The organism is Ramlibacter sp. Leaf400 (assembly GCF_001424545.1).
GTDB lineage: Bacteria > Pseudomonadota > Gammaproteobacteria > Burkholderiales > Burkholderiaceae_C > Ramlibacter.
The window spans coordinates 120916-144824 of the sequence record NZ_LMQL01000012.1 but is presented as its reverse complement, the minus strand read 5'-3'; the positions used below and the strand labels follow the sequence as shown (position 1 = coordinate 144824).

General features: G+C 69.0%; 17 protein-coding genes. 1 reads left to right on the top strand and 16 read right to left on the bottom strand.

Annotated features, from left to right (window positions below):
• The gene (locus ASG30_RS16435) at positions 1 to 789 is read left to right on the top strand and encodes an HAD-IIB family hydrolase (RefSeq protein WP_055900148.1); all 789 of its coding nucleotides are present in this window, start codon (positions 1 to 3) and stop codon (positions 787 to 789) included.
• 328 nt (positions 790 to 1117) lie between these two features.
• On the opposite strand, the gene ASG30_RS16430 is transcribed toward ASG30_RS16435, so the two are convergent.
• From ASG30_RS16430 to ASG30_RS16360, 16 genes are all read right to left on the bottom strand, one after another.
• Positions 1118 to 1879 (bottom strand): gamma-glutamyl-gamma-aminobutyrate hydrolase family protein, encoded by a 762-nt coding sequence (locus ASG30_RS16430; protein ID WP_055899134.1) that lies wholly within the window; start codon positions 1877 to 1879, stop codon positions 1118 to 1120.
• A gap of 106 nt (positions 1880 to 1985) precedes the next feature.
• Positions 1986 to 2957 carry a tripartite tricarboxylate transporter substrate binding protein gene (locus ASG30_RS16425; protein WP_055899131.1) on the bottom strand — a complete coding sequence of 324 codons (972 nt, stop codon included), beginning with the start codon at positions 2955 to 2957 and terminating at the stop codon, positions 1986 to 1988.
• 214 nt (positions 2958 to 3171) lie between these two features.
• A complete protein-coding gene (locus tag ASG30_RS16420; protein WP_055899128.1) occupies positions 3172 to 4215 on the bottom strand; it encodes a histone deacetylase family protein in 1044 nt (347 codons plus the stop codon).
• An 80-nt stretch (positions 4216 to 4295) separates the two neighbouring features.
• Complete coding sequence (locus tag ASG30_RS16415; protein WP_055899126.1) at positions 4296 to 6242, bottom strand: hypothetical protein; 1947 nt, start codon at positions 6240 to 6242, stop codon at positions 4296 to 4298.
• Positions 6243 to 6256: 14 nt separating this feature from the next.
• Positions 6257 to 6670 (bottom strand): hypothetical protein, encoded by a 414-nt coding sequence (locus tag ASG30_RS16410; RefSeq protein ID WP_055899123.1) that lies wholly within the window; start codon positions 6668 to 6670, stop codon positions 6257 to 6259.
• A gap of 230 nt (positions 6671 to 6900) precedes the next feature.
• The gene (uvrA, locus tag ASG30_RS16405; protein ID WP_055899120.1) at positions 6901 to 12783 is read right to left on the bottom strand and encodes an excinuclease ABC subunit UvrA; all 5883 of its coding nucleotides are present in this window, start codon (positions 12781 to 12783) and stop codon (positions 6901 to 6903) included.
• A gap of 108 nt (positions 12784 to 12891) precedes the next feature.
• Entirely contained in the window at positions 12892 to 13056 is a 165-nt protein-coding gene (locus tag ASG30_RS22890; protein WP_200947313.1) for a hypothetical protein, read from the bottom strand.
• A gap of 68 nt (positions 13057 to 13124) precedes the next feature.
• Complete coding sequence (locus ASG30_RS16400) at positions 13125 to 14810, bottom strand: MFS transporter (RefSeq protein ID WP_055899118.1); 1686 nt, start codon at positions 14808 to 14810, stop codon at positions 13125 to 13127.
• A 776-nt stretch (positions 14811 to 15586) separates the two neighbouring features.
• Positions 15587 to 16069, bottom strand: coding sequence for a tetratricopeptide repeat protein (locus tag ASG30_RS22225; RefSeq protein WP_162243748.1), 483 nt, complete (start codon positions 16067 to 16069; stop codon positions 15587 to 15589).
• Positions 16066 to 16698 (bottom strand): RHS repeat domain-containing protein, encoded by a 633-nt coding sequence (locus tag ASG30_RS23220; protein WP_442965695.1) that lies wholly within the window; start codon positions 16696 to 16698, stop codon positions 16066 to 16068. The genes ASG30_RS22225 and ASG30_RS23220 overlap by 4 nt, the downstream gene beginning before the upstream one ends.
• Positions 16699 to 17559: 861 nt before the next feature.
• Complete coding sequence (locus ASG30_RS16385) at positions 17560 to 20379, bottom strand: DUF6531 domain-containing protein (protein WP_055899109.1); 2820 nt, start codon at positions 20377 to 20379, stop codon at positions 17560 to 17562.
• 160 nt (positions 20380 to 20539) lie between these two features.
• Positions 20540 to 21172: a 2-hydroxychromene-2-carboxylate isomerase gene (locus tag ASG30_RS16380; RefSeq protein WP_055899106.1), complete on the bottom strand. Its 633-nt coding sequence runs from the start codon at positions 21170 to 21172 to the stop codon at positions 20540 to 20542.
• Entirely contained in the window at positions 21169 to 21402 is a 234-nt protein-coding gene (locus ASG30_RS16375) for a DUF1289 domain-containing protein (protein ID WP_082522154.1), read from the bottom strand. The genes ASG30_RS16380 and ASG30_RS16375 overlap by 4 nt, the downstream gene beginning before the upstream one ends.
• Positions 21402 to 21905, bottom strand: coding sequence for a YbaK/EbsC family protein (locus tag ASG30_RS16370; RefSeq protein ID WP_055899103.1), 504 nt, complete (start codon positions 21903 to 21905; stop codon positions 21402 to 21404). The genes ASG30_RS16375 and ASG30_RS16370 overlap by 1 nt, the downstream gene beginning before the upstream one ends.
• Before the next feature lie 106 nt (positions 21906 to 22011).
• A complete protein-coding gene (locus ASG30_RS16365) occupies positions 22012 to 22920 on the bottom strand; it encodes a hydroxymethylglutaryl-CoA lyase (protein WP_055899101.1) in 909 nt (302 codons plus the stop codon).
• 21 nt (positions 22921 to 22941) lie between these two features.
• Complete coding sequence (locus ASG30_RS16360) at positions 22942 to 23862, bottom strand: 2-hydroxyacid dehydrogenase (protein ID WP_055899098.1); 921 nt, start codon at positions 23860 to 23862, stop codon at positions 22942 to 22944.
• Positions 23863 to 23909 lie beyond the last annotated feature (47 nt).

Sequence of the window (23909 nt, the reverse complement as noted above, 5' to 3'; positions counted from 1 at the left end):
ATCCCGCCCCTTCGCTCCTGGCCCGAGGACGCCCGCCGCGGCGTCCTCGGCGTTTTCACCGACATCGACGACACGCTCACGACCGAGGGCGCGATCACGGCCGACGCCCTGGCCGCGCTCGGCGCGCTCAAGTCCGCGGGCCTGCACGTGATCCCCATCACCGGCCGTCCCGTGGGCTGGAGCGAGCCATTCGCGCAGGCCTGGCCGGTGGACGCCATCGTCGCGGAGAACGGGGCGGTGGCGCTGGTGCGCGTGGCCGGCGGCCGGCTGCGCAAGCTGTACCAGCAGCCCTCGGCCGAGCGCGCGGAGAACTTCGCTCGCATGCAGCGCGTGCTGGCGCGCATCGAGCGTGAGGTGCCCGGCGCCCGTCGCGCGCAGGACAGCGCGGGGCGTGAAACCGACATCGCGATCGACCACAGCGAGTTCACCCAGCTGCCGCAGGAGCGCATCGACGAGGTCGTGGCGCTGATGCGCAGCGAAGGGATGAATGCGACCGTCAGCTCGATCCACATCAACGGCTGGTATGGGGCGCACCACAAGCTGTCGGGGGCGCGCTGGATCGCGCGGACGCTGCTGGACCTGGACCTGGATGCGCAGATCGGGCGCTGGGTCTATGTGGGCGACTCGACGAACGACGTGCTGATGTTCGAGCACTTTCCGCACAGCGTGGGGGTGGCGAACATCCGGCGGTTCGCGGGGCAGCTGTCGCATGAGCCGGCGTATGTGACGGAGGGAGAGCGGGGGGCGGGGTTTTCGGAGGTGGCGCGGGCGGTGTTGTCGTTGCGCTGAGGCTGCTTTCTGCTCATTGCTGTCCGTGGCCTGCGGCAGGGGTCCCCGGCGGGGCCCAGGGAGTCTCGCACTGCGCTCTCCACCGCCAGCGCCCCCACCCCAACCCTCCCCGGAGGGTGAGGGAGGAATAGCCGCTGCTCGTTGTCCGCGTGCCTCGGTCCGGGCCCCTTGTCTTTCCCCTCCCCCTCCGGGGGAGGGCAGGGTGGGGGCGCTCCGAGGACGAAGCAAGCAGCGCGGTCCGGGTTCGATCGTGTCCGCACCTGCACACCGTTCCCACGCGGCAGGCACCGCCTGCCGCGCACCCCGAAGCGCCCAGCAAGCCCCTACCTCACTGCGTCCTCCGCCGACAATGCTCTCGGCAGGCCTGCGCAAACGCCTCCAGCGTCCTCGCGTAGAACGCATTGGAGTCATGCCGCCACTCCGGATGCCACTGCACCCCGAACGCGAAGGCCGAAGCGTGCGTGACCCGCACTCCTTCGATCAAACCATCGGGCGCATGGGCCTCCGCCACCAGCCCTTCGCCCAGCCGCCGGATGCCCTGCCCATGCAGCGAATTCACCTGCGCCCGAGTGCCCCCCGCCCACTGCGCGAAAGCGCTGCCGGGCGCCAGCAGCACCTCGTGGCGCTCGGCGAACTGCTCCTCCAGGCTGTCGGATTCCGGCTCGCGGTGGTCCATCAGCCCCTGCTCGGCGTGCACCCGCTGGTACAGCGTGCCACCGAGCGCGACGTTCATCTCCTGCAGGCCGCGGCAGACGCCGAACAGCGGGGTGCCGTCGGCCAGCGCGGCACGCACCAGGGCCATGGTGAGCGCATCGCGGCGCGGATCCAGCAGGTCGGTGTCGAGCGCGAGGGCACCGAAGTGCGTGGCCTCGACGTTGGAAGGCGAACCGGTGAGCAACACGCCATCCACCAGCGGCAGCAGGTTGCCGACATCGCCCGCCCCGGCCATCGGGAACAGCACCGGCTGCAGCCCGAGCTCGCAAACGGCCGCGGCATAGCGGTCCGCCAGAACGGTGTAGCCGCCGGGGTCGGACAGGTCGAGGTGGCGATGGCAGGCCGGCAGCCAGACGAGCGGCTTGTGCGCGGGCATGGGCGGATTGTCGCTCCGCCCCCCGCTGCCCGGCCGCAGCGGGGCCGCGTTCGGGCGTCAGACGACGCTGATGATCCCCGGCCCGCCACCGGCTCGCGGCCAGAACTCAGTTGGGCTTGGCCAGGCCCAGCTTCTCCACCAGGGCCTTCTCGATCGCGAAGGTGTCCTGCGCGAACTTGGTGTACTGCGTGGAGCTCATGTACATGGGCAGCATGTCGTAGCGTGCCAGCGCCTGGGTGTAGCTCGGGTCTTCCATCGCCTTCTTGAAGGCGTCGTGCAACTTCGCCACCACCTCGGGCGGCGTGCCGCGCGGCGCACCCAGGCCGAAGGGCGAGTTCTGCACGATGTCCAGGCCCAGTTCCTTGAGCGTGGGCGCATCGGCGAACTTCTCCAGCCGCTTCTCGCCCCAGGTGTTGAGCACGCGCAGCTTGCCCGACTGCACCAGCGGGGCGAAGCCGGTCGAGTCGGCCGCCGCCATGACATGGCCCCCGACGATGGCCTGGGCAAGGTCGGCGCTGCCCTTGTACGGAACGTGGTTGAGCTGGATGCCCAGCTTCTGCGCGATCAGCTCGGTGGTCAGGTGCGGGCTGGTCAGCGTGCCGGTCGAGCCGTAGCTCAGCTTGCCCGGGTTGGCCTTGGCATAGGTGACGAAGTCGTTCCAGTTCTTGATGGGGCTGTCGGTCGGCACCACGATGCCGAAGGCATAACCGGTCACGTTGATGACGTAGGCGATGTCCTTGACCGGGTCCCAGGTGATCTTGGTGGTGTAGGGCAGGCGGAACACGCCCAGCGGGATCTGGGCCAGCAGGTAGCCGTCGGCCGGCGAGGTCTGCAGCTGCTGGGCGGGCAGCGTGCCGCCGGCCCCGGGCTTGTTCTCCACGACGATGGGCTGGCCCAGCAGCTTGCCGGCGTTGTCGGCCAGCTGGCGCATCGTGATGTCGGTCGGGCCGCCGGCCGGGAAGGCGACCAGCAGGCGGATCGGCTTGCTCGGGAAGCCGCCCGCGCCTTGGGCGAAGGCAGGCAGCGCGGGCGTGGCCGCCGCCGCGGCGGCGAATTGGATGAGTTGTCGGCGGCGCATCGGGTCTCCTTGGATCGAATCGCAAAGCGGTCGATTTGAAGCCAACCGGCGAAGCGCCGCATCGGGATTCACCCCCTGCGTGTCGCCAACGCGTCGGGAACAGAACACAGAGGCACGGAGGCACAGAGAAAAGAGGAGGAGGAAGAAGAAATTTTCCTGAGAACCTCTGTGTTCCTCTGTGCCTCCGTGCCTCTGTGTTCTGTTTCTCGCGACCTCAGCCGGCCTGCGCGAAGCCCTGCAGCACGTTGACTGCATTGACGCCGACCTCGGCGACCGCATACCCGCCTTCGAAGACGAACAGCGTGGGCAGGCCAGCCGCGGCCAGCGCCTCGCCCATGCGCAGGTAGTCGTCGCTGCGCAGCGCGAAGCCGGAGATCGGGTCGGCCTCGAAGGTGTCCAGGCCGAGCGAGACCACCAGGGCCTGCGCGCCGAAGCCGGTGATGGCCTGCAGCGCCTGGCCCAGCGCCTCCCGCCAGCGCGGCCAGCCGGTGCCGCGCGGCAGCGGAAGGTTGAGGTTGAAGCCTGCGCCCGCACCCGCGCCGCGCTCGTCGGCGTAGCCCAGGTAGTACGGGTACTCGGTGTGCGGATCGCCGTGCACGCTGGCGAAGAACACGTCGGGCCGCTCGTAGAAGATGGCCTGAGTGCCGTTGCCGTGGTGGTAGTCGACGTCCAGGATGGCCACGCGGGCCAGGCCGCCGTCGCGCAGCGCCTGGGCGGCGAGGGCCGCGTTGTTGAGGAAGCAGTAGCCGCCGAAGAAGTCGGCGCCCGCGTGGTGGCCGGGCGGGCGCGTCAGCGCGAACGCGGCGCGATCGCCCTGCAGCAGGCGCTGCGCGCCGGCGACCGCGCAGGCCGCGCCCTGGCGCGCCGCGGTCCAGGTGCCGGCGGTGATCGGCGAGCCGGCATCGAAGGAGAACAGGCCCATGCGGGCCGGGAAGCTGGCCGGCAGCACGTCGCTGCGGAAGGTGCGGATCGGCCAGTACGAGGGCAGCGCGTCGCGCTGCGCGTTCTTCGGGTCGAGCGCCACCCATTCGTCCCAGGCGGTGGAGAGGAACTGGAGGTAGCGCGGCGCATGCACGCGCTCGAGCGTCGCGAGCGCAATGTCGGGCGCCTGGGCGAGCGCGCCCAGGTTCCGCCGCTGCAGTTCCTCGAGCACGAAGTCCGCGCGCGCCGGCACCTCGAAGCATGGCACCAGCTCGCCGCGGAACATCTCGTGCCGGCCGTGGTGGAGGGCGTGGTGCTGGTTGAAGAAGACGTGCATAGGGGAATTCTCGTCATTCCGGCGCACCCCTCGGTCGAGCCCGCGCACTTTCCGGCATTTCGCCGCGCCCGCGGCGGGCGCTATTTCACGATGCGCTGGACTTGTTCGGGCGACAGCTGGAACGGCTTGGCGCCCCAGAACAGGATGTTGAGGTCGTCGCCGTAACCCTGGCCGAACCCTTTCCAGAATTGCCGGACCTGGATGCCGTCTTCCACGGCGAAGACCTTGCCCTTGTGCTGGAAAACGATGCCGATGTACGAGAAGACCAGGCGTGCTACCGGCACCTGGAGCGGGCCGACCTCCAGGTCCCATTCGTAACCCGGTCGGTAGTGATTGACGCGCATGTGCAGAACGTCGATCTCTTCGCCCCGGTTGTGCGCCCAGGCCGTCTCGATCGCTGCCCGGACCCTTTCCGGCGTGAGCACTTCGTCCTTGTAGGGCCACTTCTGTCCTTTGGCGAAGCTTTCAGGCAGCACCGCCGCGGCGGTGCGGTTGGCATCCGCCTTCGCGGCGAGTTCCTCGATGCGGGCCGGCAGCCGGGCGGCATCGGCCTTGGACATCTTCATCCTGAGCGTGCCGACGGCCGAGCGTTCGACGATGGGCGTGACCACGAACTCGAGTTCGCCGGTGGCGGCGAGCAAGGCCTTGCCCAGCGTCCGGATCAGGTCGGGGTTGCGCCCGTTCTCCGGCAGGACCGAGACACACAGGTAGGCGGAGTCGCCCGGGAGAGCCTGCAGGCCGAACTGATAGCGCTGATCGCCCGCTTCGACGAAGAGCATATTGCCCGTCGCCACGTCCTTGATGGCCTTGTCGAGGAACACGTGGGCGTAGATGCAGTCCCTGGCCGGGTTCAGCGTCTGCGGCCACTCGCCGGTCAGCGGCAGCGCATTGCTGTCGGAGAACCTGATCTGCCCCATGTACTCCTCGTGCAGCGGGCCGGCAGACATTGCCGCCCAACGCGGATCGAACTCGCGCGCGATTGCCGTTCGCGCGTCGATGAATGCCTGGGACTCGATCGGGATCTTCCGCGACAGCCAGCGCAGCAGGTTCTTCAGGTGGCGCAGCCTGTCGAAGGCCCAGCTCCGGGACGAGGCTTCGCTGCTCTTGAACAACTGCAGGCTGTTCTGGATGGCGTCCTGGATGGCTTTGGCCGTTTGTTCCTCGAAAGCCCTGGCGAACGCCTGCGGGAGCTTCGCCAGCAGTTCGTACGTCTTTGCGTTCAAACCATGCTCGTCCTGCGGCGGCCAGCGCTTTTGCGCGCCGAGCGTGGCGCTGACTTCGGCGTAATCGAAGTCCTCGAGCTTCGCCATCATCCTCTCGACTTGCGTATCGTCCAGCGACATGCCGCTGGAGCCCGTCATGCTTTCCAGAACGTCCCGGTACTTCGCCCCGAGCTCCCTCAGGTAGAGCGTGTATTCCGTGTCGTCGAACCTGGGGTGCCGGCCTGCCTTCGGCGCCTCGAACAGCGGCTCCTTCGCGTCTGGATTCCGGGCCTTGTCGATGTCCCCCGCTTTCCCGGCGATGAATGTGTCCAGGTCCTTCAGCTCCCTGGCCGAGAGGCCGTGGTCGGTGAGTGCCGTCTTGTACTGCGTCACGCCGGCCGCTTGGAGTCCGGCGACAAACTCCCGGTAGCGGCGGTAGGCCAGCATGCGCGCTTCGATCTCCTGGAACTGCCGGTCCCGGTGTGTGAACCGCGTGCTCCAGTCGACCGTGCTCAACTCGTTCAGGCTGGCTGCGAGGCGGTCGGCCTCTTCGCCGAAGATCGATTGCATCAGTTCCGGCGAGACGATCTTCCAGATCCACCGGCCGCCGCCGTCCGGTTTCTGGAACTTCCCGGCTGCGGCAACGAGCGGCGGAAACTGCTTCACGATGTCCCAGAACGCGTTGTCCATCGTCCAGCGCTGGTAGTCGTTCGGCGTTTCCCAGAAGCGCTGGAAGCCGCCGAGCTCGTGGTTGCTTTTCAAGTGATCGGCGAGGCTCGCGAGTTCCGCGGAGTATTCCTCCCGGGTCAGCTGCTTGTTGGCCATGTGCTGCGTCCCCTCTACTCGACGAAGACCCACCGGCCGTCTTCGAAATTGAACCTGCCGCGCAGCCGCGGCATGCCGGGATGCTGGGCGACGGACCGGAATGCAGCGAGCGTGGCCGCCTGCCGGTCGGACTCCGTCGCGAAACCACTCCCGCCGCCCGGGACGTCATGGGTCTGGAACGCATTGCCCAGGGGGATGTAGATGCCGGTCCGGCGCCGGATGACGCCGCTCAGCTGGTGGAGCAGCGCCCGCAGGGTGCTGCCGACCGCCGTCTGGGTGAAGCGACGGGCAGGACTGTCGGGAAAGCTGCCGCTTGCTTCGACGATACGGCCGGATCCTGGACACTTGAAATGGACCGTCAAGCCGCCCGGCTTCTGTTCGGTGCCATCGATCAACGAGCGGATGTCGCTGAAATTCGCGAAAGGCATGCATCTCTCCTGGAGGGGGCCGCGCCGGCAGGCCCACCATGACGGGATGGATCGCAAACTCCTGCGGCCGCTCCGGGATACGACGTCATGGCGTGGCGCCTGCATGCGCCGAGGCGGGTCAATCTATCGCCGGGACCGGTGTTTCCACACTGTCTTTCGGCTGCTCCGGTGGGCCGGGACCACGAGCTCGCCGAGCATGCCGGGCAGCGAGCGCAGCGCATCCGCTTCGGCTAAACCCGCTCCAGCACCGGCTGCAGCGCCCGCCCCGTGTGCGTCATCAAGCGCACCACCTCCTCCGGTGGCGCCGCGGCCACGACGCGGCCGCCTTCACCGCCGCCCTCGGGGCCGAGGTCGATGATCCAGTCGGCCTCGGCGATCACGTCGAGGTCGTGCTCGATCACCACCACGCTGTGCCCGCCGTCCACCAGCCGGTGCAGCACGCGGATCAGCTTCTCCACGTCGGCCATGTGCAGGCCCACGGTCGGCTCGTCCAGCACATACAGCGTGTGTGGCGGCTTCTGCCCGCGCCGGGTGACGTCGTCGCGCACCTTGGACAGCTCGGTCACCAGCTTGATGCGCTGCGCCTCGCCACCGGACAAGGTGGGCGAAGGCTGGCCCAGCGTGAGGTAGCCCAGGCCCACGTCCTTGAGCAGCTGCAGCGGATGGCTGATGTTGGGCATGGAGGCGAAGAACTCCACCGCCTCGTCCACCTCCATCTGCAGCACGTCGCCGATGCTCTTGCCGCGCCAGGTGACGGCCAGCGTCTCGGGGTTGAATCGGGCACCGTGGCAGGACTCGCACGGCACCTTCACGTCGGGCAGGAAGCTCATCGCGATGGTGCGCACGCCCTGGCCTTCGCAGGTCGGGCAGCGGCCCTCGCCAGTGTTGAAGGAGAAGCGCCCCGGGCCGTAGCCGCGCGCCTTGGCCTCCAGCGTGTCGGCGAACAGCCGGCGGATGGTGTCCCAGAAGCCTATGTAGGTGGCCGGGCACGAGCGCGGCGTCTTGCCGATCGGCGTCTGGTCGACTTCGAGCACGCGGTCGATGGCCTGGTAGCCGTCGAGCGCGGTGCAGCCGCTCCACACCGCGTGCCTGCCGCGGTCGTCGGCATCGCGGCCGGCCTTGGTGCTGCGCTGCTGCACCGCCGCCTGAACGTTGTGCAGCATCACGTCGCGCGCCAGCGTCGACTTGCCCGAGCCGGACACGCCGGTCACGGCGACCAGGCGCTTGAGGGGGATGTCGACGTCGACCTTCTGCAGGTTGTGGAGGTCGGCGCCGCGCAGTCGCAGTTGCCCGTTGGGCTGCGGAGCGCCCCCACCCCCGCCCTCCCCCGGAGGGGGAGGGAGTGAAACGCGCGCCGCGGCCTTGCTCCCCTTCGCTCCGGCGGTCTTGCTCCCTCCCCCTCCGGGGGAGGGTTGGGGTGGGGGCGCTCCCCCGTCAACCCCCCGCCGCGGCTTCACCGGATGCCGCATCGCATGCAGCAGGTACCGCCCCGTCAGCGACTCCTCGTTCGCCGTCACATCCGCCGCCGTCCCCTGTGCGATGACCCGACCCCCGCGCTTTCCCGCGCTCGGCCCGATGTCGATGATGTGGTCGGCGCGGCGGATCGTGTCCTCGTCGTGCTCCACCACCACCAGCGTGTTGCCCTTGCCGCCCAGCTTGTGCAGCGCGTTCAGCAGGATCTGGTTGTCGCGCGCATGCAGTCCGATCGTGGGCTCGTCCAGCACGTAGCAGACGCCCTGCAGGTTGGAGCCCAGCTGCGCCGCCAGGCGGATGCGCTGCGCCTCGCCGCCCGAGAGCGTGGGCGCGCCGCGGTCCAGCGTGAGGTAGCCGAGGCCCACCTCCTCCAGGAACTCCAGGCGGCTGCGGATTTCCGGGATCAGGTCGCGCGCGATGCCCTGTTCGCGATCGCTCAGCACGCCCTGGACCTGCAGGCCCTCGACCCAGCGGCGCACGTCCACCACCGACAGCGCGGCGATCTCGTCGATGCCCACCTTGTCGAAGCGCACCGCGCGCGCCTGCGCGTTCAGCCGCGCACCGCGGCAGTGGGGGCAGGCCTCCTCGGTCAGGTCCTCGACCTCCGGCTCGGCGAAAGTCTGCTCGCGGCCCTTGTTGTCTTCCGCCTGCACCGTGTCGTCGAACACCTTGCGCTGCTCGCGCGTGAGCCTGACGCCGGTGCCCACGCACTCGGGGCACCAGCCGTGCTTGCTGTTGTAGGAGAACAGGCGCGGGTCCAGCTCCGCGTAGCTGGTGCTGCACACCGGGCAGGCGCGCCGGGTGGAGAACACCTCCACCTTGCCGATGTCGTGGTGCCTGCCCACGCCCAGTTCCATCGCTTCGCGCAGGCCGGTGAGCGGCGCCAGCACGTGCAGCACGCCCTTGCCGTGCTCCAGCGCCTCGGCCAGCTTCTCGCGCAGCAGCGCCTCGTTGGCGGGCGTGATGTCCAGGTCGCACACCGGCAGCTCGATGGTGTGTTCCTTGAAGCGGTCGATGCGCGGAAAGCCCGTGGTGGGCAGGAAGTTGCCGTCCACGCGCAGGTGCGAGTACTTGCGGTTGCGCGCCCAGTCGGCCAGCTCGGTGTAGACGCCCTTGCGGTTCACCACCAGCGGCGCCAGGAGGCCGATGTGCTGGCCGCGGTAGCGCTTCATCAGCTGCGCCGCGATGCTGTCGGGGTTCTGGGGGCGCACCTCGGCGCCGTCGTTCACGCAGTGCTGCACGCCCAGCTTGACGTACAGCAGGCGCAGGAAGTGCCAGACCTCGGTGGTGGTGCCCACGGTGGACTTGCGTCCGCCGCGCGAGAGCCGCTGCTCGATGGCCACCGTCGGCGGGATGCCGTAGACCGCGTCGACCTCGGGCCGGCCGGCCGGCTGCACGATGCTGCGCGCATAGGCGTTGAGCGATTCCAGGTAGCGGCGCTGGCCCTCGTTGAACAGGATGTCGAAGGCCAGCGTGGACTTGCCCGATCCCGACACGCCGGTGATCACGCTGAAGCGGTTGTGCGGGATGTCGACGGAGAGGTTCTTGAGGTTGTGCTCGTGGGCGTTGACGATCTGGATCGCGCCCACCCCCTTCGACGCAGGCCTGGGCTGGGGCCGCGACAGCGAGGGCAGCGCCTCGGACACCAGGCCCACCGTCCCGTCGTACTCCCGCAGGGCCTTGGCCGTGTGCGACGTCGGATGCTGCTTCACCTCCTCCGGCGGCCCTTCGGCCACCAGCAGCCCGCCGGCATCGCCGCCTTCGGGGCCCAGGTCGATCAGCCAGTCGGCCGCGCGGATCACGTCCAGGTTGTGCTCGATCACCACCAGCGAATGCCCCGCCTCCAGCAGCTTGCGCAGCGCGCGCATCAGCTTGGCGATGTCGTCGAAGTGCAGGCCGGTGGTCGGCTCGTCGAACATGAACAGCGTGCCCCGGGTGGCCAGGCCCTGGCGCGATGCGCTCGAGGTCTTGGCCGCGGCCGCCAGGAAGCCGGCGAGCTTGAGGCGCTGCGACTCGCCGCCGGACAGCGTGGGCACGGGCTGGCCGAGCTTCACGTACTCCAGGCCCACGTCGACGATGGGCTGCAGCGCGCGGATCACCTCGCGGTCGCTGGCGAACAGCGCGGCCGCCTCGCTCACGGTGAGCTCCAGCACGTCGGCCACGTTGAGCACGCGCGGCCTGACCGCGCCGATCGCCTGCCGCTCGATGGTCACCTCCAGGATCTCGGGCCGGTAGCGCTTGCCGTCGCAGTCGGGGCAGCGCAGGTACACGTCGGAGAGGAACTGCATCTCCACGTGCTCGAAGCCCGAGCCGCCGCAGGTGGGGCAGCGGCCGTCGCCGCTGTTGAAGCTGAACTTGGCGCCGGTGTAGCCGCGCTGGCGCGACAGGCCGCTGGCCGCGAAGATCTCGCGCACCGCGTCCCAGGCCCCGACGTAGCTCACCGGATTGGAGCGTGCGGTCTTGCCGATGGGCGACTGGTCGACGAACACCACGTCGCCCAGGTGGTCGGCGCCCAGCAGGCGCTCGTGGTGGCCCGGCGTCTCGGTCGCGCGGCCGAAGTGGCGCAGCAGCGCGGGCGCCAGGATGTCCTGCACCAGCGTGGACTTGCCCGAGCCCGACACGCCGGTCACGCACACCAGCCGCTGCAGCGGGAACTCCACCGACAGGTTCTGGAGGTTGTGCTCGCAGGCGCCTTCCATGACCAGGCGCGGCGTGGCCGGCGTCACGGCGCGCTTGAAGCCCATGCCCACCGTCTTGCGGCCGCCCAGGTAGGCGCCGGTCAGCGTGTCGGCGTGGCGCAGTTCGTCGGGGGTGCCGTCGAACACGATGCTGCCGCCGCGCTCGCCCGGGCCCGGGCCCATGTCGATCATGCGGTCGGCCGCGACCATCACGGCCGGGTCGTGTTCCACCACCACCAGCGTGTTGCCGGCGTCGCGTAGCCGCTTCATCGCCTCGGTGATGCGGTGCATGTCGCGCGGGTGCAGGCCGATGCTGGGCTCGTCCAGCACGAACAGCGTGTTGACCAGCGAGGTCCCCAGCGCGGTCGTGAGGTTGATGCGCTGCACCTCGCCCCCGGAGAGCGTGCGGCTCTGGCGGTCCAGCGTCAGGTAGCCGATGCCGACGTCGACGAGGTAGCGCAGGCGGGTGTTGATCTCTTCGTAGAGGAGCTTGAGGGCCTGGGTCTCCCCCGCCTTTGCTCCCTCCCCCGCCGGGGCGGGGTTGGGGTGGGGGCCCGCGCCAGGCGCAAGGCGGGCGAAGAACTTCTTCAACCGATCGATCGGCATCAGCATCAGGTCGTGCAGCGACAGCCCCGGCAACGCCTCCAGCTGCTCGCGCGACCACTCCACGCCCACCGGCATGAAGCGCTTCGAGGGCTCCAGCACCGCGTCGGCGTCGTCCTTGCCGCCCAGGCGCCACAAAAGGCTCTCCAGCCGCAGGCGCGCGCCGCCGCAGGTCTCGCACGGCGTGTAGCTGCGGTACTTCGACAAGAGCACGCGGATGTGCATCTTGTACGCCTTGCTCTCCAGGTAGGCGAAGAAGCGCTTCACGCCATACCACTGCTTGTTCCAGTTGCCTTCCCGGTAGCTGGGCGTGCCGTCGATCACCCACTGCTTCTGTTCGGCCGTCAGCTTGTACCAGGGCGTGTCGCGCGGGATGCCGGCCGATTCGGCATGGCGCATCAGGTCGTCCTGGCACTCCTGCCAGGCGGGCGTCTGCATCGGCTTGATGGCGCCGGCGCGCAGCGTGAGCTTGTCGTTGGGGATCACCAGGCCCCAGTCGACCCCGATCACCCGGCCGAAGCCGCGGCAGACCTCGCACGCGCCCACCGGCGAGTTGAACGAGAACATCGAGGGAATGGGGTCGGCGTAGCGGATGTCGCTGTCGGGGCAGTGCAGGCCGGTGGAGAACTTCCACACGTCGTGCCCGTCCTCCGCGGTGGCCGCGTACACCGACAGCCTGCCGGCGCCGCGCTTCAACGCCACCTCGATCGCCTCGATCGCGCGCACCTTCTCCACGCCCTGCAGGCGGAAGCGGTCGGCGACGACATCGAGCACCTTGCGCGGCCCGGTGGGCGTGGCCACCTCGCGCTCGGCCTGCACGCGGGTGAAGCCGCTGGCCGCCAGCCATTGCTCCACTTCCTCGGCCGTGGTGCTGGCCGGCAGTTCCACCGGGAAGGTGACGACCAGGCGCGGGTCGCCTTCCTTCGTGCGCGCCATCAGCTCGGCGTAGATGGTCTCCGGCGAGTCGTGCCGCACGCGGCGCGCGCTCTTGCGGTCGAACAGCTCGGCAGCCCGCGCGAACAGCAGCTTGAGGTGGTCGTTCAGCTCCGTCATCGTGCCCACGGTGGAGCGCGACGACCGCACCGGGTTGGTCTGGTCGATGGCGATGGCCGGCGGCACGCCTTCCACGCGGTCGACCGCCGGCTTGTCCATGCGGTCCAGGAACTGGCGCGCATAGGCCGAGAAGGTCTCGACGTAGCGCCGCTGCCCCTCGGCGTAGAGCGTGTCGAAGACCAGGCTGGACTTGCCCGAGCCGCTGGGGCCGGTGACGACCGTCAGCTCACCCGTGCGCAGGTCGAGGTCGAGGTTCTTGAGGTTGTGCTGCCTGGCGCCGCGGATGCGGATCTGTCCCTGGGTCATACGGCCGTTCTTTTCATTGGAGGCCGAAGATTCTAGGGACTCGCCCCTGCCGCCGGAGGCGCAGGGGCATTGCCTTCCAGCGGGCGCCGGGGGCCCGCGCGCCGTGCGCTATTTCACGGGCGCGGACGCGGGCGTGCCCGCCGGTGCGGGGGCCTGCACGTTGCTGTCGCTTCCGTGCTTCTCGCCGCCCATGTCGATGTGTTCACCGCCCTTGCTGATGACGAAAAGCGCGATGGCGGCGAAGGCCACGAAGGCCAGTGCGATCTTCCACATGGTCAGTCTCCTTGAAGGCTTTCGACAGAAGGCCCGCGCGGGCAGGCCTTCCAGCGACGGCCCTGCCGTCAGTCCTGGGCGTAGATGTCCACGTCCTTCGTTTCGCGCACGAAGAGTACGCCGATCACGAAGGTCGCGGCCGCGATCACGATCGGGTACCACAGGCCGTTGTACATGTTGCCCGTGGCCGCCACGATGGCGAAGGCGGTGGTGGGCAGCAGGCCACCGAACCAGCCGTTGCCGATGTGGTAGGGCAAGCTCATCGACGTGTAGCGGATGCGCGTGGGGAACAGCTCCACCAGCATGGCCGCGATCGGGCCGTACACCATGGTCACCAGCAGCACCAGGTAGGTCAGCAGCACCACCACCATGAACTTGTCCACCTTGGCCGGGTCGGCCTTGGTCGGGTAGCCGGCGGCCTTGAGCGTGTCGGCCACGTCCTTCTTGAAGGCGGCCATGGCCTTGGTGCTGTTCTCGTCGAACTTGGCGTTGGCCACCGTGGCCACGGGCGCGACGATGACCTTCTCGCCGATCTTCACGCTGGCCGGCTGGCCGGACGTGCCCGCCACGTTCTCGTAGCTCACCGAGCTTTGCGCCAGGTAGCGCTTGGCGATGTCGCAGGAGCTGCGGAAGTCGATCTCGCGGGCGATGGGGCTGCCCTGGAACGAGCAGTCCTTGGGATCGGCGCTCACCACCACCTGGGTCCTGGCCTGCGCGGCGGCGAGGTCGGGGTTGGCGGCCTTGGTCAGCGCGCCGAACACCGGGAAGTAGGTGAGCGCGGCCAGCAGGCAGCCGGCCATGATGATGGGCTTGCGGCCGATGCGGTCGGACAGCGCGCCGAAGATGACGAAGAACGGCGTGCCGATCAGCAGGGCCACGGCCACCAGGATGTTGGCGGTGGCGTTGTCCACCTTGAGCGCCTGCGTCAGGAAGAACAGCGCGTAGAACTGGCCCGAGTACCACACCACCGCCTGGCCGGCCGTCAGGCCCACCAGCGCCAGGATGACGATCTTCAGGTTCTTCCACTCGCCGAAGGACTCGGCCAGCGGCGCCTTGGAGGTCTTGCCCTCGGCCTTCATCTTCTGGAAGGCCGGCGACTCGTTCATGGCCAGCCGGATCCACACCGAGATCGCGAGCAGGATGATCGAGAGGATGAAGGGGACGCGCCAGCCCCAGTCCGCGAACGCCTGCTCGCCCACCATCGTGCGCGTGCCCAGGATCACCATCAGCGACAGGAACAGGCCCAGCGTCGCGGTCGTCTGGATCCAGGCCGTGTACGCGCCGCGCTTGCCGTGCGGCGCATGCTCGGCCACGTAGGTGGCGGCGCCGCCGTACTCGCCGCCCAGCGCCAGGCCCTGCAGCAGCCGCAGCGCGATCAGGATCACCGGCGCGGCCACGCCGATGCTGGCGTAGGTGGGCAGGATGCCGACGATGAAGGTCGACATGCCCATGATCAGGATGGTGACCAGGAAGGTGTACTTGCGCCCGATCATGTCGCCCAGGCGGCCGAAGAAGATGGCGCCGAACGGCCGCACCAGGAAGCCCGCCGCAAAGGCCAGCAGCGCGAAGATGAAGGCCGAGGTCGGGTCGAGCCCCGCGAAGAACTGGCGCGCGATGATCGCGGCCAGCGAGCCGTAGAGGTAGAAGTCGTACCACTCGAACACGGTGCCGAGCGAGGAGGCGAAGATCACCTTCTTCTCTTCCTTCGTCATCGGCCGCGGAAGGGTTCCGGCGGTGGCGGTTGCGGATGCCATGGCTTGTCTCCAGGGTTCGTGCCCGGGATCGGGCAGGTGCGAGATTCTTGGAGACCGCTCTGACCTGGCGCTTGCGCCAAACCAACGGACGCTTTCGCGAAACCAACGCAGGCTTGCGTGGAACTGAATGGGGGCTGACGGATTAAGGTGAAACCCGGAGGGTGGGTTTCATGATGCGGTGAACGAGCGAGACGGTCGGTTAAGGCGTCGCGCGCGTAGCGGAAGGAACGCGGTTGCTCGCGCCTTCCACGCCATAGCTGCGCAGCAGCACATTGCCCGCTTCGCTCCAGCCATCTGCCTGCCGATTGCCGTTGGCGTCGTAGCTGAAGGTGGTGCCCATGCCGGCGTTGCCGAAGGCCGTGATGCGACCCACGGCGTCGTACCCGACGGTGAAGGTGGTCATGCCCCAGGCGATGCTGCCGCTGTTCGGGTCCGTGTCCCCGGGCCGGCCCAGGCCTTGGCTGATGGCGGTGATACGCCCTGCCGCATCCCAGGTGTAGCCGGCGATCTCGCTGGCCGTCGTCCGGCCTGCCGTGTCGTAGCTGCGCTGGGCCTGCACCGGGGTGCCGAAGGCCCAGGTCCACCCCGTGGGCTGGCCCGCCGCGTTCCAGGTGATGCCGGTCACCAGCGGCGCGCCGTTCCAGNGCTGGGCCTGCACCGGGGTGCCGAAGGCCCAGGTCCACCCCGTGGGCTGGCCCGCCGCGTTCCAGGTGATGCCGGTCACCAGCGGCGCGCCGTTCCAGCACAGCCCGGTGCATGCAATCGAAACGTAGAGATCACCGGATGCTGATTCCCATCATGTCAGCCCGACGAAACCAGACTTCGGCCAGTTTTCGATCACGGCCCACACCTATGCCGTGATAGAGGCAGCGTCCGACCTCGGCCAAGGCAGCGTCATCGCCATTGAGCGCAGCAGCGACAAAATGCCGATATGCCGCTTTCTCGTTCTTCCGAGTCCCCTGGCCCGTCTCGTGACTGACAGCAAGGTCAAAGTGGGCAGGAGCGATGTCCGCTTCTGCGGCAAGCTTGAGTAACCTCACCGCTGCACGCACATCTTTAGAGCAGACCGTATTGCCCGTCAGCAGCCACGTTGCGAGCGCGTAAGTTGCGCGTCGATCTCCCGCGACGTGCGCTGTTTCCAGCAGGCCTTTGGCTTGCGCCAAATCGGGCTTCTTCCGGGTCGCGAGCCTCAACGCCTGCTCGTAGAGTTTGTTTTCTGAGTTCTCTCTGCTTTTCATAGATGGCTGCATCACGGTCATTGGCAAGCTTCCGGCGCCACCGTCGGTTCGGGCATAACCAGCGGGCATAGAGGACATATAAGCGGCAGGAATCCAGGAACGATTGGCCAAGGTCCCTTGTAGCCTGGAGGGCGTTTGCTCGGAGGACGACGCCTTTGGTCGCCCTTTTCGCCGCCAGCATCTCGTTTGCGACGAGCTTCTGCTTCTTGATGCTTTTGCTCTGTGCTAGGCCGAGCTTTTTTTGTGTGCTCCGCCTGCAATCCCTCAGGGTCGATCCAGTTCAGGGGATTGTTATCGACATAGCGGTACTGATTCCATCCACCAGCCAATCCAATCGGGTCAGGCTGGGTATATCCGCCGCCGCTCGGGTCATAACTCCTGAAGTAGTTGTAGTGCAGTCCCGACTCCGCATCCGCGTACTGCCCCGGATAGCGTAAGTTGTACGTGATCGGCGGGATGTTGGTCGTCCCCGCACCTTCGCCGTCGCGAGCAAACCGATTGGCCGCTAGCGTCGGCCCTTCATCCCCAAAGGCGCTATACGCCCACTGCCACACCGCCTGCCCCTGCTCATTGGTCAGCCGCCTCGGCGTGTTCAGGTGATCCGCGTGCACGGCGAACTTGCTGCCATTCACGATCACCGCAATCGGCATCGGTCCATTCGGCGTCGGCAACCAGATGTGCTGCGTAGCGCCCGTGCTGCTCGGCCCGCCCATCCCTTGCTCAGCCAGCAGTGATCCGTCTTCACCATAGACGAACGCCCAGCCAAGCTGCTCGCCCACCTGCGTCTGCGGCGCCCACAGCCGCCCGAAGAACGCCAGGAACTGATCCCACAGGCTTTGCTCGCCCTGCTCCTGCAACGGCGGGTACGCCGGCTCCGTCTTGAAGACCCGCTGCCCGAGTGCGTTGTGCGCGTATCGGGTCACCGGGGCGTTCTCGCCCGTGGCCGGCGCGCTGGAGATCAGCCGGCCTTCCGCGTCGTACGCGTAGCGACGGCGCCCGTCGAAGGTGAGCGCGCCGTTGGCGTCATAGGTGTGGCTGAAGGAAACCGTGGCCGTTCCTCCGGGGCCGCTGGCCGCATGCGTAGCGCCCAGTACGCGGTTGCTGGCCGACTCCAGGGCATAGCTGCGCAGCAGCACATTGCCCGCTTCGCTCCAGCCATCCGCCTGCCGATTGCCGTTGGCGTCGTAGCTGAAGGTGGTGCCCATGCCGGCGTTGCCGAAGGCCGTGATGCGGCCCACGGCGTCGTACCCGGCGGTGAAGGTGGTCGTGCCCCAGGCGATGCTGCCCCTGTTCGGGTCCGTGTCCCCGGGCCGGCCCAGGCCTTGGCTGATGGCGGTGATGCGCCCTGCCGCATCCCAGGTGTAGCCGGCGATCTCGCTGGCCGTCGTCCGGCCTGCCGTGTCGTAGCTGCGCTGGGCCTGCACCGGGGTGCCGAAGGCCCAGGTCCACCCCGTGGGCTGGCCCGCCGCGTTCCAGGTGATGCCGGTCACCAGCGGCGCGCCGTTCCAGCNTCATCGCCGGCCAAGGAGCGATATGGCCGTCGTCCGGCCTGCCGTGTCGTAGCTGCGCTGGGCCTGCACCGGGGTGCCGAAGGCCCAGGTCCACCCCGTGGGCTGGCCCGCCGCGTTCCAGGTGATGCCGGTCACCAGCGGCGCGCCGTTCCAGTCCAGCCCGGTGAGCTGGCCGGCGGCGTTGTACAGGTGCTTGAGCTGTCCGCCGCCGGGGTAGACCAGCGTGTCCGGCAGGCCCTGCGCGTTGTATGTGTAGCCCACCGCCTGGGTGCTGCCGTTGGCCAGGCTCTGCACCTTCCGGGTGACTCGGCCGCGCAGGTCATGCTGCCAGCGCGTGGTGCCGCTGGCATCCTGGGCTTCGCTCAGGTGGCCCTTGCTGGCATTGGGCGCCCCAGGCGCGTTGTAGTCCGCTCCCGGCAGGTCGTGGCGCAGGACCGTGGTGCGCCCGTCGGCGAAGGCCAGCTGGGTCGGGCGCCCCAGCAGGTCGCGGCTGATGGTGGTGGCCTGCCCCAGGGCATCGGTGACCTGGCTGGGCCGGCCCGCCGCGTCGAACTGGGTGGTGCGGGTACCGATGTCCGCGCTGGCCTCCTGCGAGGCATCGCCGAAGGCGTTGCGGGCATAGCTCGTCGCCACGCCCTTGAAGCCGGTGGCCGTGGTGACGGCGTCGCGCGCGTCATAGGCCAGCGTGGCGACGGCGTTGGCTGCGTCGGTGATGGCGGTCAGGCGCTTCAGGCCATCCAGGCCGTAGCGGGTAGCCTGGCTGAGCGAGTTGATTTCGCTGGTGACTTGCCCATTGGCATCGTGGCCGTACGTGGTCGTCTGGTTCGTGCCCAGCGTCTCGGCCACGACCTGGTTGCCGCCGTTGAGGGTGCGGGCCAATTGCCAGATGACGGCGCCGCCGCTGTCCCGCAGCTGCTCGCTGGTGCGGTTGCCCAGGGCATCGAGCCCGTAGGTCGCGTCGCCGCCGCGGTTGTCCTGCCAGCCCACCAGCCGGTGGGCAGCGTCGTAGCGGTAGGTGACCTGGTGGCCGCTGGGGAAGGCGGCCGTGGCCAGCTGGCCCGAAGGCGTATAGGCCAGGGTGGTCGTCGCGCCGTCGCGCACGAGGGTCAGCACCCGGCCGCGGCCATCGTAGGTGTACGAGGTGACCTGCCCCGTGGGGGCGGTCTCGACCAGAACCCGCCCGCCCGCGTCGCGGGTCCAGGTGGTGACGTGGCCCAGGGGGTTGGTCGCCTGGACGACGTTGCCGGTGCTGTCGTGGGCGTAGGTGGTGACGTCACCGGCGGGCCCCGTCTCGGTGGCCACCAGTCCGGAGGCCGTGTAGGTCCAGGACCAGGTGCGGCTCGAGCCGGTGGCGGTGTCGCTGAGCTGCCGGCTCAGGAGCCGGCCGGCCGTGTCGTAGCTGTTGGTGGTGGTCCGGGTGCCGAGCGTCTCCGTCAGCGGCAGGCGCAAGGTCGGGTGCCAGGTGTACTGCGTGGTGCGCGCTTCGGCCCGGCCCGACGCCTCGGTGACGGCAGTCGGCAGGCGCCGCGTCACGTCCCAGGTGAACATGCGCGTGATGCCCAGGAAATCGGACTGGCTGGCCAGCAGGCTTTGGCCATCGAACACCTGGGTGGCGATGTCGTTGCCGTCCGCCGCCGGTGCGTTGGCGGCCGTCGTGGCCAGGCCGATGGCCGCGCCGCTGAGCGGCTGGTACTGGTAGGTGCGCGTGAACCCCAGGGCGTCGGTGACGGTGGTGGCGTCGCTGGCGTAGAGCACCGTGCTGCGCTCCACCGCACCGGCCAGCTCGCTCTGGACCGCCCGGCCCTGGTCGTCGTACGCCACGTTCGCCCAGCGCTGGCCGGATTCGTCGATGACGCCGGTGATGGCATCGGGCCAGCGGGCGTCCTCATGGACGTAGCCGATGGACTTGCCGTCCGGGTAGGTGACCGAGGCGAGACGGCCTTCGGCGTCGTAGGCATAGCTGACCGTCGCGCCGGCCAGGGTGGCGGTGGCCAGGCGGTTCTGCGCGTCGTGGGTGAAGGTGAGCTTGCGACCGAAGTGGTTGGTCACCTGCTTGAGCAGGCCGTTGGTGTAGGCGTAGGTGGAGGTCCAGCCTTCGCGCGAGCGGATCGAGAGGACGCGGCCGTGCACGGGGTGGAACGTCCAGACGCTGTCGTCCGCGGCTTTCCTGTAGGTGTAGCGATCGAAAGTTTCCTGCAGCTCGTCCTGGCTGCCCACGGCACTCCACGTGCCGGTGCCGGGCACCTTGGCGAAGTTGCTCACCTGCCCGTCGCCGAACTGGATGGTGCTCGCCGTGCCATCGCCGGAAGGGACGATGCGGTGCGCATGGGCGTGGGCCCACGCGTTGCCCACGGCGGCAAGGGGTGCGTGATTCCAGCGACTGGCGTAGTGGCGGGTCAAGGTCAGCGGATGCACGCCGTGGTCTTCCAGGTCCATCTGGCGGAAAACCTTGGCGCCCGACGTGAGGGCAATGGGGCGGGTGGTGAATTTCCCGACCTCGCAGGTCTGGGCCGGGATCACGGGTTCGGCGGGGGGTGAAGCCGCTGCACAGTCCCCCGCCCGGGTCCCGTAGTCCCAGTAGTAGAACTGGTTCACATAGACGGCGTTCTGCTGCCTGAAATAGCAGACGAGGTGGCTGTCCTCGATCAGCACGAGAGGCAGGAACTGGGCCGCGTAGAAACTACCCCCCGCCTCGATCGCGGCCGTGACGCCGCGCATTGCCCTGCGGCATGCCTCCGCCTTGCTGTCGACGAAAGGCTCCTGGTAGAAGATGCTGAAGTGCGAGCGCGTGGCGTACTTGGTGCATGCCACCGCGTGCACGCTTCCCGCCCCTAGGCCCAGAAGTACGGCGGCGGTCCAGGACCGCACTGCAAATGTGATTCGGCGCACGCCATCCCCCCGTGGAGAAAAGCGCGCAGTTTCTCCGCACGGATGAGGTTGCGGCAATCCTGTCAGGTTTGACAGGGGGGTGCGGTGGGCCCTACCCCCGGGCGCGGCGCACAGCCGTCATCGCCGGCGCGGCGGCGGCGTTCCAGGCGTGCTGGAACCACTCGTCCCCCTGCAGGTACCCCCGCAGCATCGGCAGCGCATCGAACCCCCAGAACAGCTTGTCGTCCACCGCGAAGGTCGGCACGCCGAACAGGCCGGCGGCGATGGCGTCCTCGGTCGCCTGCTTGAGCGCGCCCTTCACTTCATCGGACGCGGGGTCGCGCTTCGGCGCGAGCTGCTGGCGCAAGGCTTCGAGCCGCGCCGGGTCGGCCGCATCGGCGCCACCGCGCCAGACGTGCCGGAACAGCGCCTCGCACACGTACCGGTTGGGGCCGCAGGCCAGCGCCAGGCGCAGCAGGCCGAGCGGATTGAAGGGATGCGCCGACGGCATCTGCATCGGGATGCCGTGCGCCTGGGCCTGCCACAGCACCTGGCGGTAGGTCCACTCGCGCTTGCCGGGGATCTCGGCCGGACCCAGCTGTCCGTGGTGCTTGAGCAGGCCGGCGAACAGCACCGGGCGGTACTCGACCTCGTAGCCCAGGTCCTGCAGCGCGTGCGGCAGGTGCTCGAAGGCGAGGTAGGCGTAGGGCGAGATGAAATCCAGCCAGAAGGTGATGCGCTTCACAGGGGCTCCTCGCCGGCGCGGACGGCCAGGCGTTGCCAGACCGTTCGCTTGCCGGTGTCGTCCAGGCCGCCCCAGGCGGCGATCTCGTCCAGCGTGCGCAGGCAGCCTTCGCACAGGCCGGTGGCCTCGCTCACGCGGCACACGGCGTTGCAGGGCGAAGGCACGGGCTCGCCCGCGGGCAGTGCCGACAGCTCCCGCAGCTGCTGCCGGACACGGGTGCGGGCGGGCATCACTCGCGCGGCTCCTGCACCACGTCCGCCACCGGCGCGCCGGTCAGGCGCTCCAGGTCCTGCGGCCGCAGCTTGAACACGCCGTGCGGATGCCCGGCCGCGGCCCACACCTCGTCGAAGCGGAACAGCTCGCGGTCGATCAGCGTCACCGGCGGATGGGCGTGGCCGACCGGCGAGACGCCGCCGATGGAGTAGCCGGTCTTCGTCTTCACGAACTCGGCGTCGGCGCGGCCGGTCTTGCCGACCAGGGCGTCCACCTTCTTCTCGTCCACGCGCCGGTCGCCCGAGGCCACCACGAGCACGGCGGCACCGTCGGACTTGCGGCGGAAGATGATGCTCTTGGCGATCTGGCCCACGGCGATGCCCAGCGCATCGGCGGCCTGCTGCGCGGTGCGCGCGGCGTCGTCCAGCATCACCGGCGGATGCGGGTGGCCGTGCTCCTGCAGCACGCGCGCGACGCGCTGCACGCCTTCGGGGAGGGATGTCAGTTCAGCTCCACACATATCGAGAGTTTCCGTCATTCCCGCGGAGGCGGGAATCCAGTGCGCCCTGCAGGCGGCACGGGAGGCGCGCTGCGCTGGGTCCCCGCCTTCGCGGGGACGACGGCGTTCACCCCGCCCGCTTGTTCAGGATGGCCGTCGACGCGCGCGAGTTCGGCTTGCGCTGCAGGAAGTCGCTGATGTACTTGCCCGCGTCGATCAGCTTGTCCAGGTCGATGCCCGTCTCGATGTCCATGCCGTGCAGCATGTAGACCACGTCCTCGGTGGCCACGTTGCCGGTGGCGCCCTTGGCGTAGGGGCAGCCGCCCAGCCCGGCCGAGGAGGTGTCGTAGTTCCAGATGCCCATCTCCAGGCAGGCCAGCGTGTTGCCCAGCGCCTGGCCGTAGGTGTCGTGGAAGTGGCCGGACACGTTGTCGATGTCGTAGTGCTTCAGCGCCGCTTCCATCGCGGCCTGCACCTTGCGCGGCGTGCCCACGCCGATGGTGTCGGCCACGCCGACGTGCTGCACGCCGATGTCCTTCATCAGCCGCGCGACCAGTTCCACCCGCTCGGGCTTGACGTCGCCCTCGTAGGGGCAGCCGACGGTGGTGGAGATGGCGCCGCGCACGTGGATGCCGCGGGCCCGCGCCGCTGCCACCACCGGCGCGAAGCGCTCGATGCTCTCGGCGATGGAGCAGTTGATGTTCTTCTGGCTGAAGGCCTCGCTGGCCGCGCCGAACACCACGATCTCGTCGGGCTTGCTGTCGACCGCCGCCTCGAAGCCCTTCATGTTGGGCGTGAGCACCGAGTAGCGCACGTCGGGCCGGCGCTGGATGCCGGCCATCACCTCGGCGGCATCGGCCATCTGCGGCACCCACTTGGGCGACACGAAGCTGGTGACCTCGATCTCCTTGACGCCAGCGTCCTGCAGCCGGTGCACCAGCCCGATCTTCACTTCGGCGGGCACGTGGCCCTTCTCGTTCTGCAGGCCGTCGCGCGGGCCCACGTCGACGATCTTCACCCGGGATGGCAGCTTCATGGCATGTCTCCTGTGTTCGCTTCAGTATCCCCGCACCGGATCGACCACGCCGGCGACGGGTTCTCCCCGGCCCAGGGCCCGGATCTTGCCGGCGATCTGCGCGATGCTTTCCTCGCGCAGCGTGCGCGCCGAGTTGTGCGGCGTGAGCGTGATCCTGGGGTGCCGCAGGAAGGGGTGGTCCGGCGGCGGCGGTTCCTCGCGCAGCACGTCCAGGGTGGCGCCGGCCAGGTGGCCCTCGTCCAGCAGGGCCAGCAGGTCCGGCTCGACCAGGTGCGCGCCGCGCGCGACGTTGATGAGGTAGCCGCCGGGCATCAGCCGGCCGAGCGAGCGCCGGTCCAGGATGCCCTCGGTGTCCGGCGTCAGCGGCAGCAGGCACACCAGCACGCGGGAGGCCGACAGGAAATCGTCGAACTGCCCGCGCCCCGCGAAGCAGCGCACGCCTTCCAGCGGTCGCGGCGTGCGGCTCCAGCCGTTGACGGGAAACTCGAACTGGCGCACCGCCTGCGCCACGCGCGCGCCCAGCACGCCCAGACCCATGAGGCCCACAGGGTAATCGCCGCGCGCCCGCGGCCGGCGGTAGCCCCAGCGGCCCTGCTTGGCCTCGTGCTCGAAGATGTCGAACTCGCGGACGTGGCGGATCAGCGCATGGCACACGTACTCGGCCATCTGCACCGACATGCCGGCGTCGTCCAGCCGCACCACGCGCAGGCCGGCCGGCAGGTTCAGCTTCATCAGTGCGTCCACGCCGGCGCCGATGTTGAAGAGCGCCTTCAGGCCGGGCTGCTCGTCCAGCAGCTGCTGGGGCGGATGCCAGACCACCGCGTAATCGGCCGGCGGCGCGCCGGGGCTCCACTCGGCCACCTCGGCCTCGGGCAGGGCCGACCGCAGCGCGTCGATCCAGGGCGCAGGCTTGGTGGCTTGGGAGTGGAAGTAGATGCGCATTTAGGTCGTCTTGGAACAGAACACAGAGGCACAGAGGCACAGAGGCA

Bases quoted from the DNA above. Each gene is read 5' to 3' on its own strand.
- ASG30_RS16420 (WP_055899128.1), bottom strand. From the start codon at position 4,215: ATGCACGTCTTCTTCAACCAGCACCACGCCCTCCACCACGGCCGGCAC.
- ASG30_RS23220 (WP_442965695.1), bottom strand. From the start codon at position 16,698: ATGCCGATTGCGGTGATCGTGAATGGCAGCAAGTTCGCCGTGCACGCG.
- ASG30_RS16415 (WP_055899126.1), bottom strand. From the start codon at position 6,242: ATGGCCAACAAGCAGCTGACCCGGGAGGAATACTCCGCGGAACTCGCG.
- ASG30_RS16360 (WP_055899098.1), bottom strand. From the start codon at position 23,862: ATGCGCATCTACTTCCACTCCCAAGCCACCAAGCCTGCGCCCTGGATC.
- ASG30_RS16410 (WP_055899123.1), bottom strand. From the start codon at position 6,670: ATGCCTTTCGCGAATTTCAGCGACATCCGCTCGTTGATCGATGGCACC.
- ASG30_RS16425 (WP_055899131.1), bottom strand. From the start codon at position 2,957: ATGCGCCGCCGACAACTCATCCAATTCGCCGCCGCGGCGGCGGCCACG.
- ASG30_RS16375 (WP_082522154.1), bottom strand. From the start codon at position 21,402: ATGCCCGCCCGCACCCGTGTCCGGCAGCAGCTGCGGGAGCTGTCGGCA.
- ASG30_RS16370 (WP_055899103.1), bottom strand. From the start codon at position 21,905: ATGTGTGGAGCTGAACTGACATCCCTCCCCGAAGGCGTGCAGCGCGTC.
- ASG30_RS16365 (WP_055899101.1), bottom strand. From the start codon at position 22,920: ATGAAGCTGCCATCCCGGGTGAAGATCGTCGACGTGGGCCCGCGCGAC.
- uvrA (WP_055899120.1), bottom strand. From the start codon at position 12,783: ATGACCCAGGGACAGATCCGCATCCGCGGCGCCAGGCAGCACAACCTC.
- ASG30_RS22225 (WP_162243748.1), bottom strand. From the start codon at position 16,069: ATGACCGTGATGCAGCCATCTATGAAAAGCAGAGAGAACTCAGAAAAC.
- ASG30_RS22890 (WP_200947313.1), bottom strand. From the start codon at position 13,056: ATGTGGAAGATCGCACTGGCCTTCGTGGCCTTCGCCGCCATCGCGCTT.
- ASG30_RS16400 (WP_055899118.1), bottom strand. From the start codon at position 14,810: ATGGCATCCGCAACCGCCACCGCCGGAACCCTTCCGCGGCCGATGACG.
- ASG30_RS16430 (WP_055899134.1), bottom strand. From the start codon at position 1,879: ATGCCCGCGCACAAGCCGCTCGTCTGGCTGCCGGCCTGCCATCGCCAC.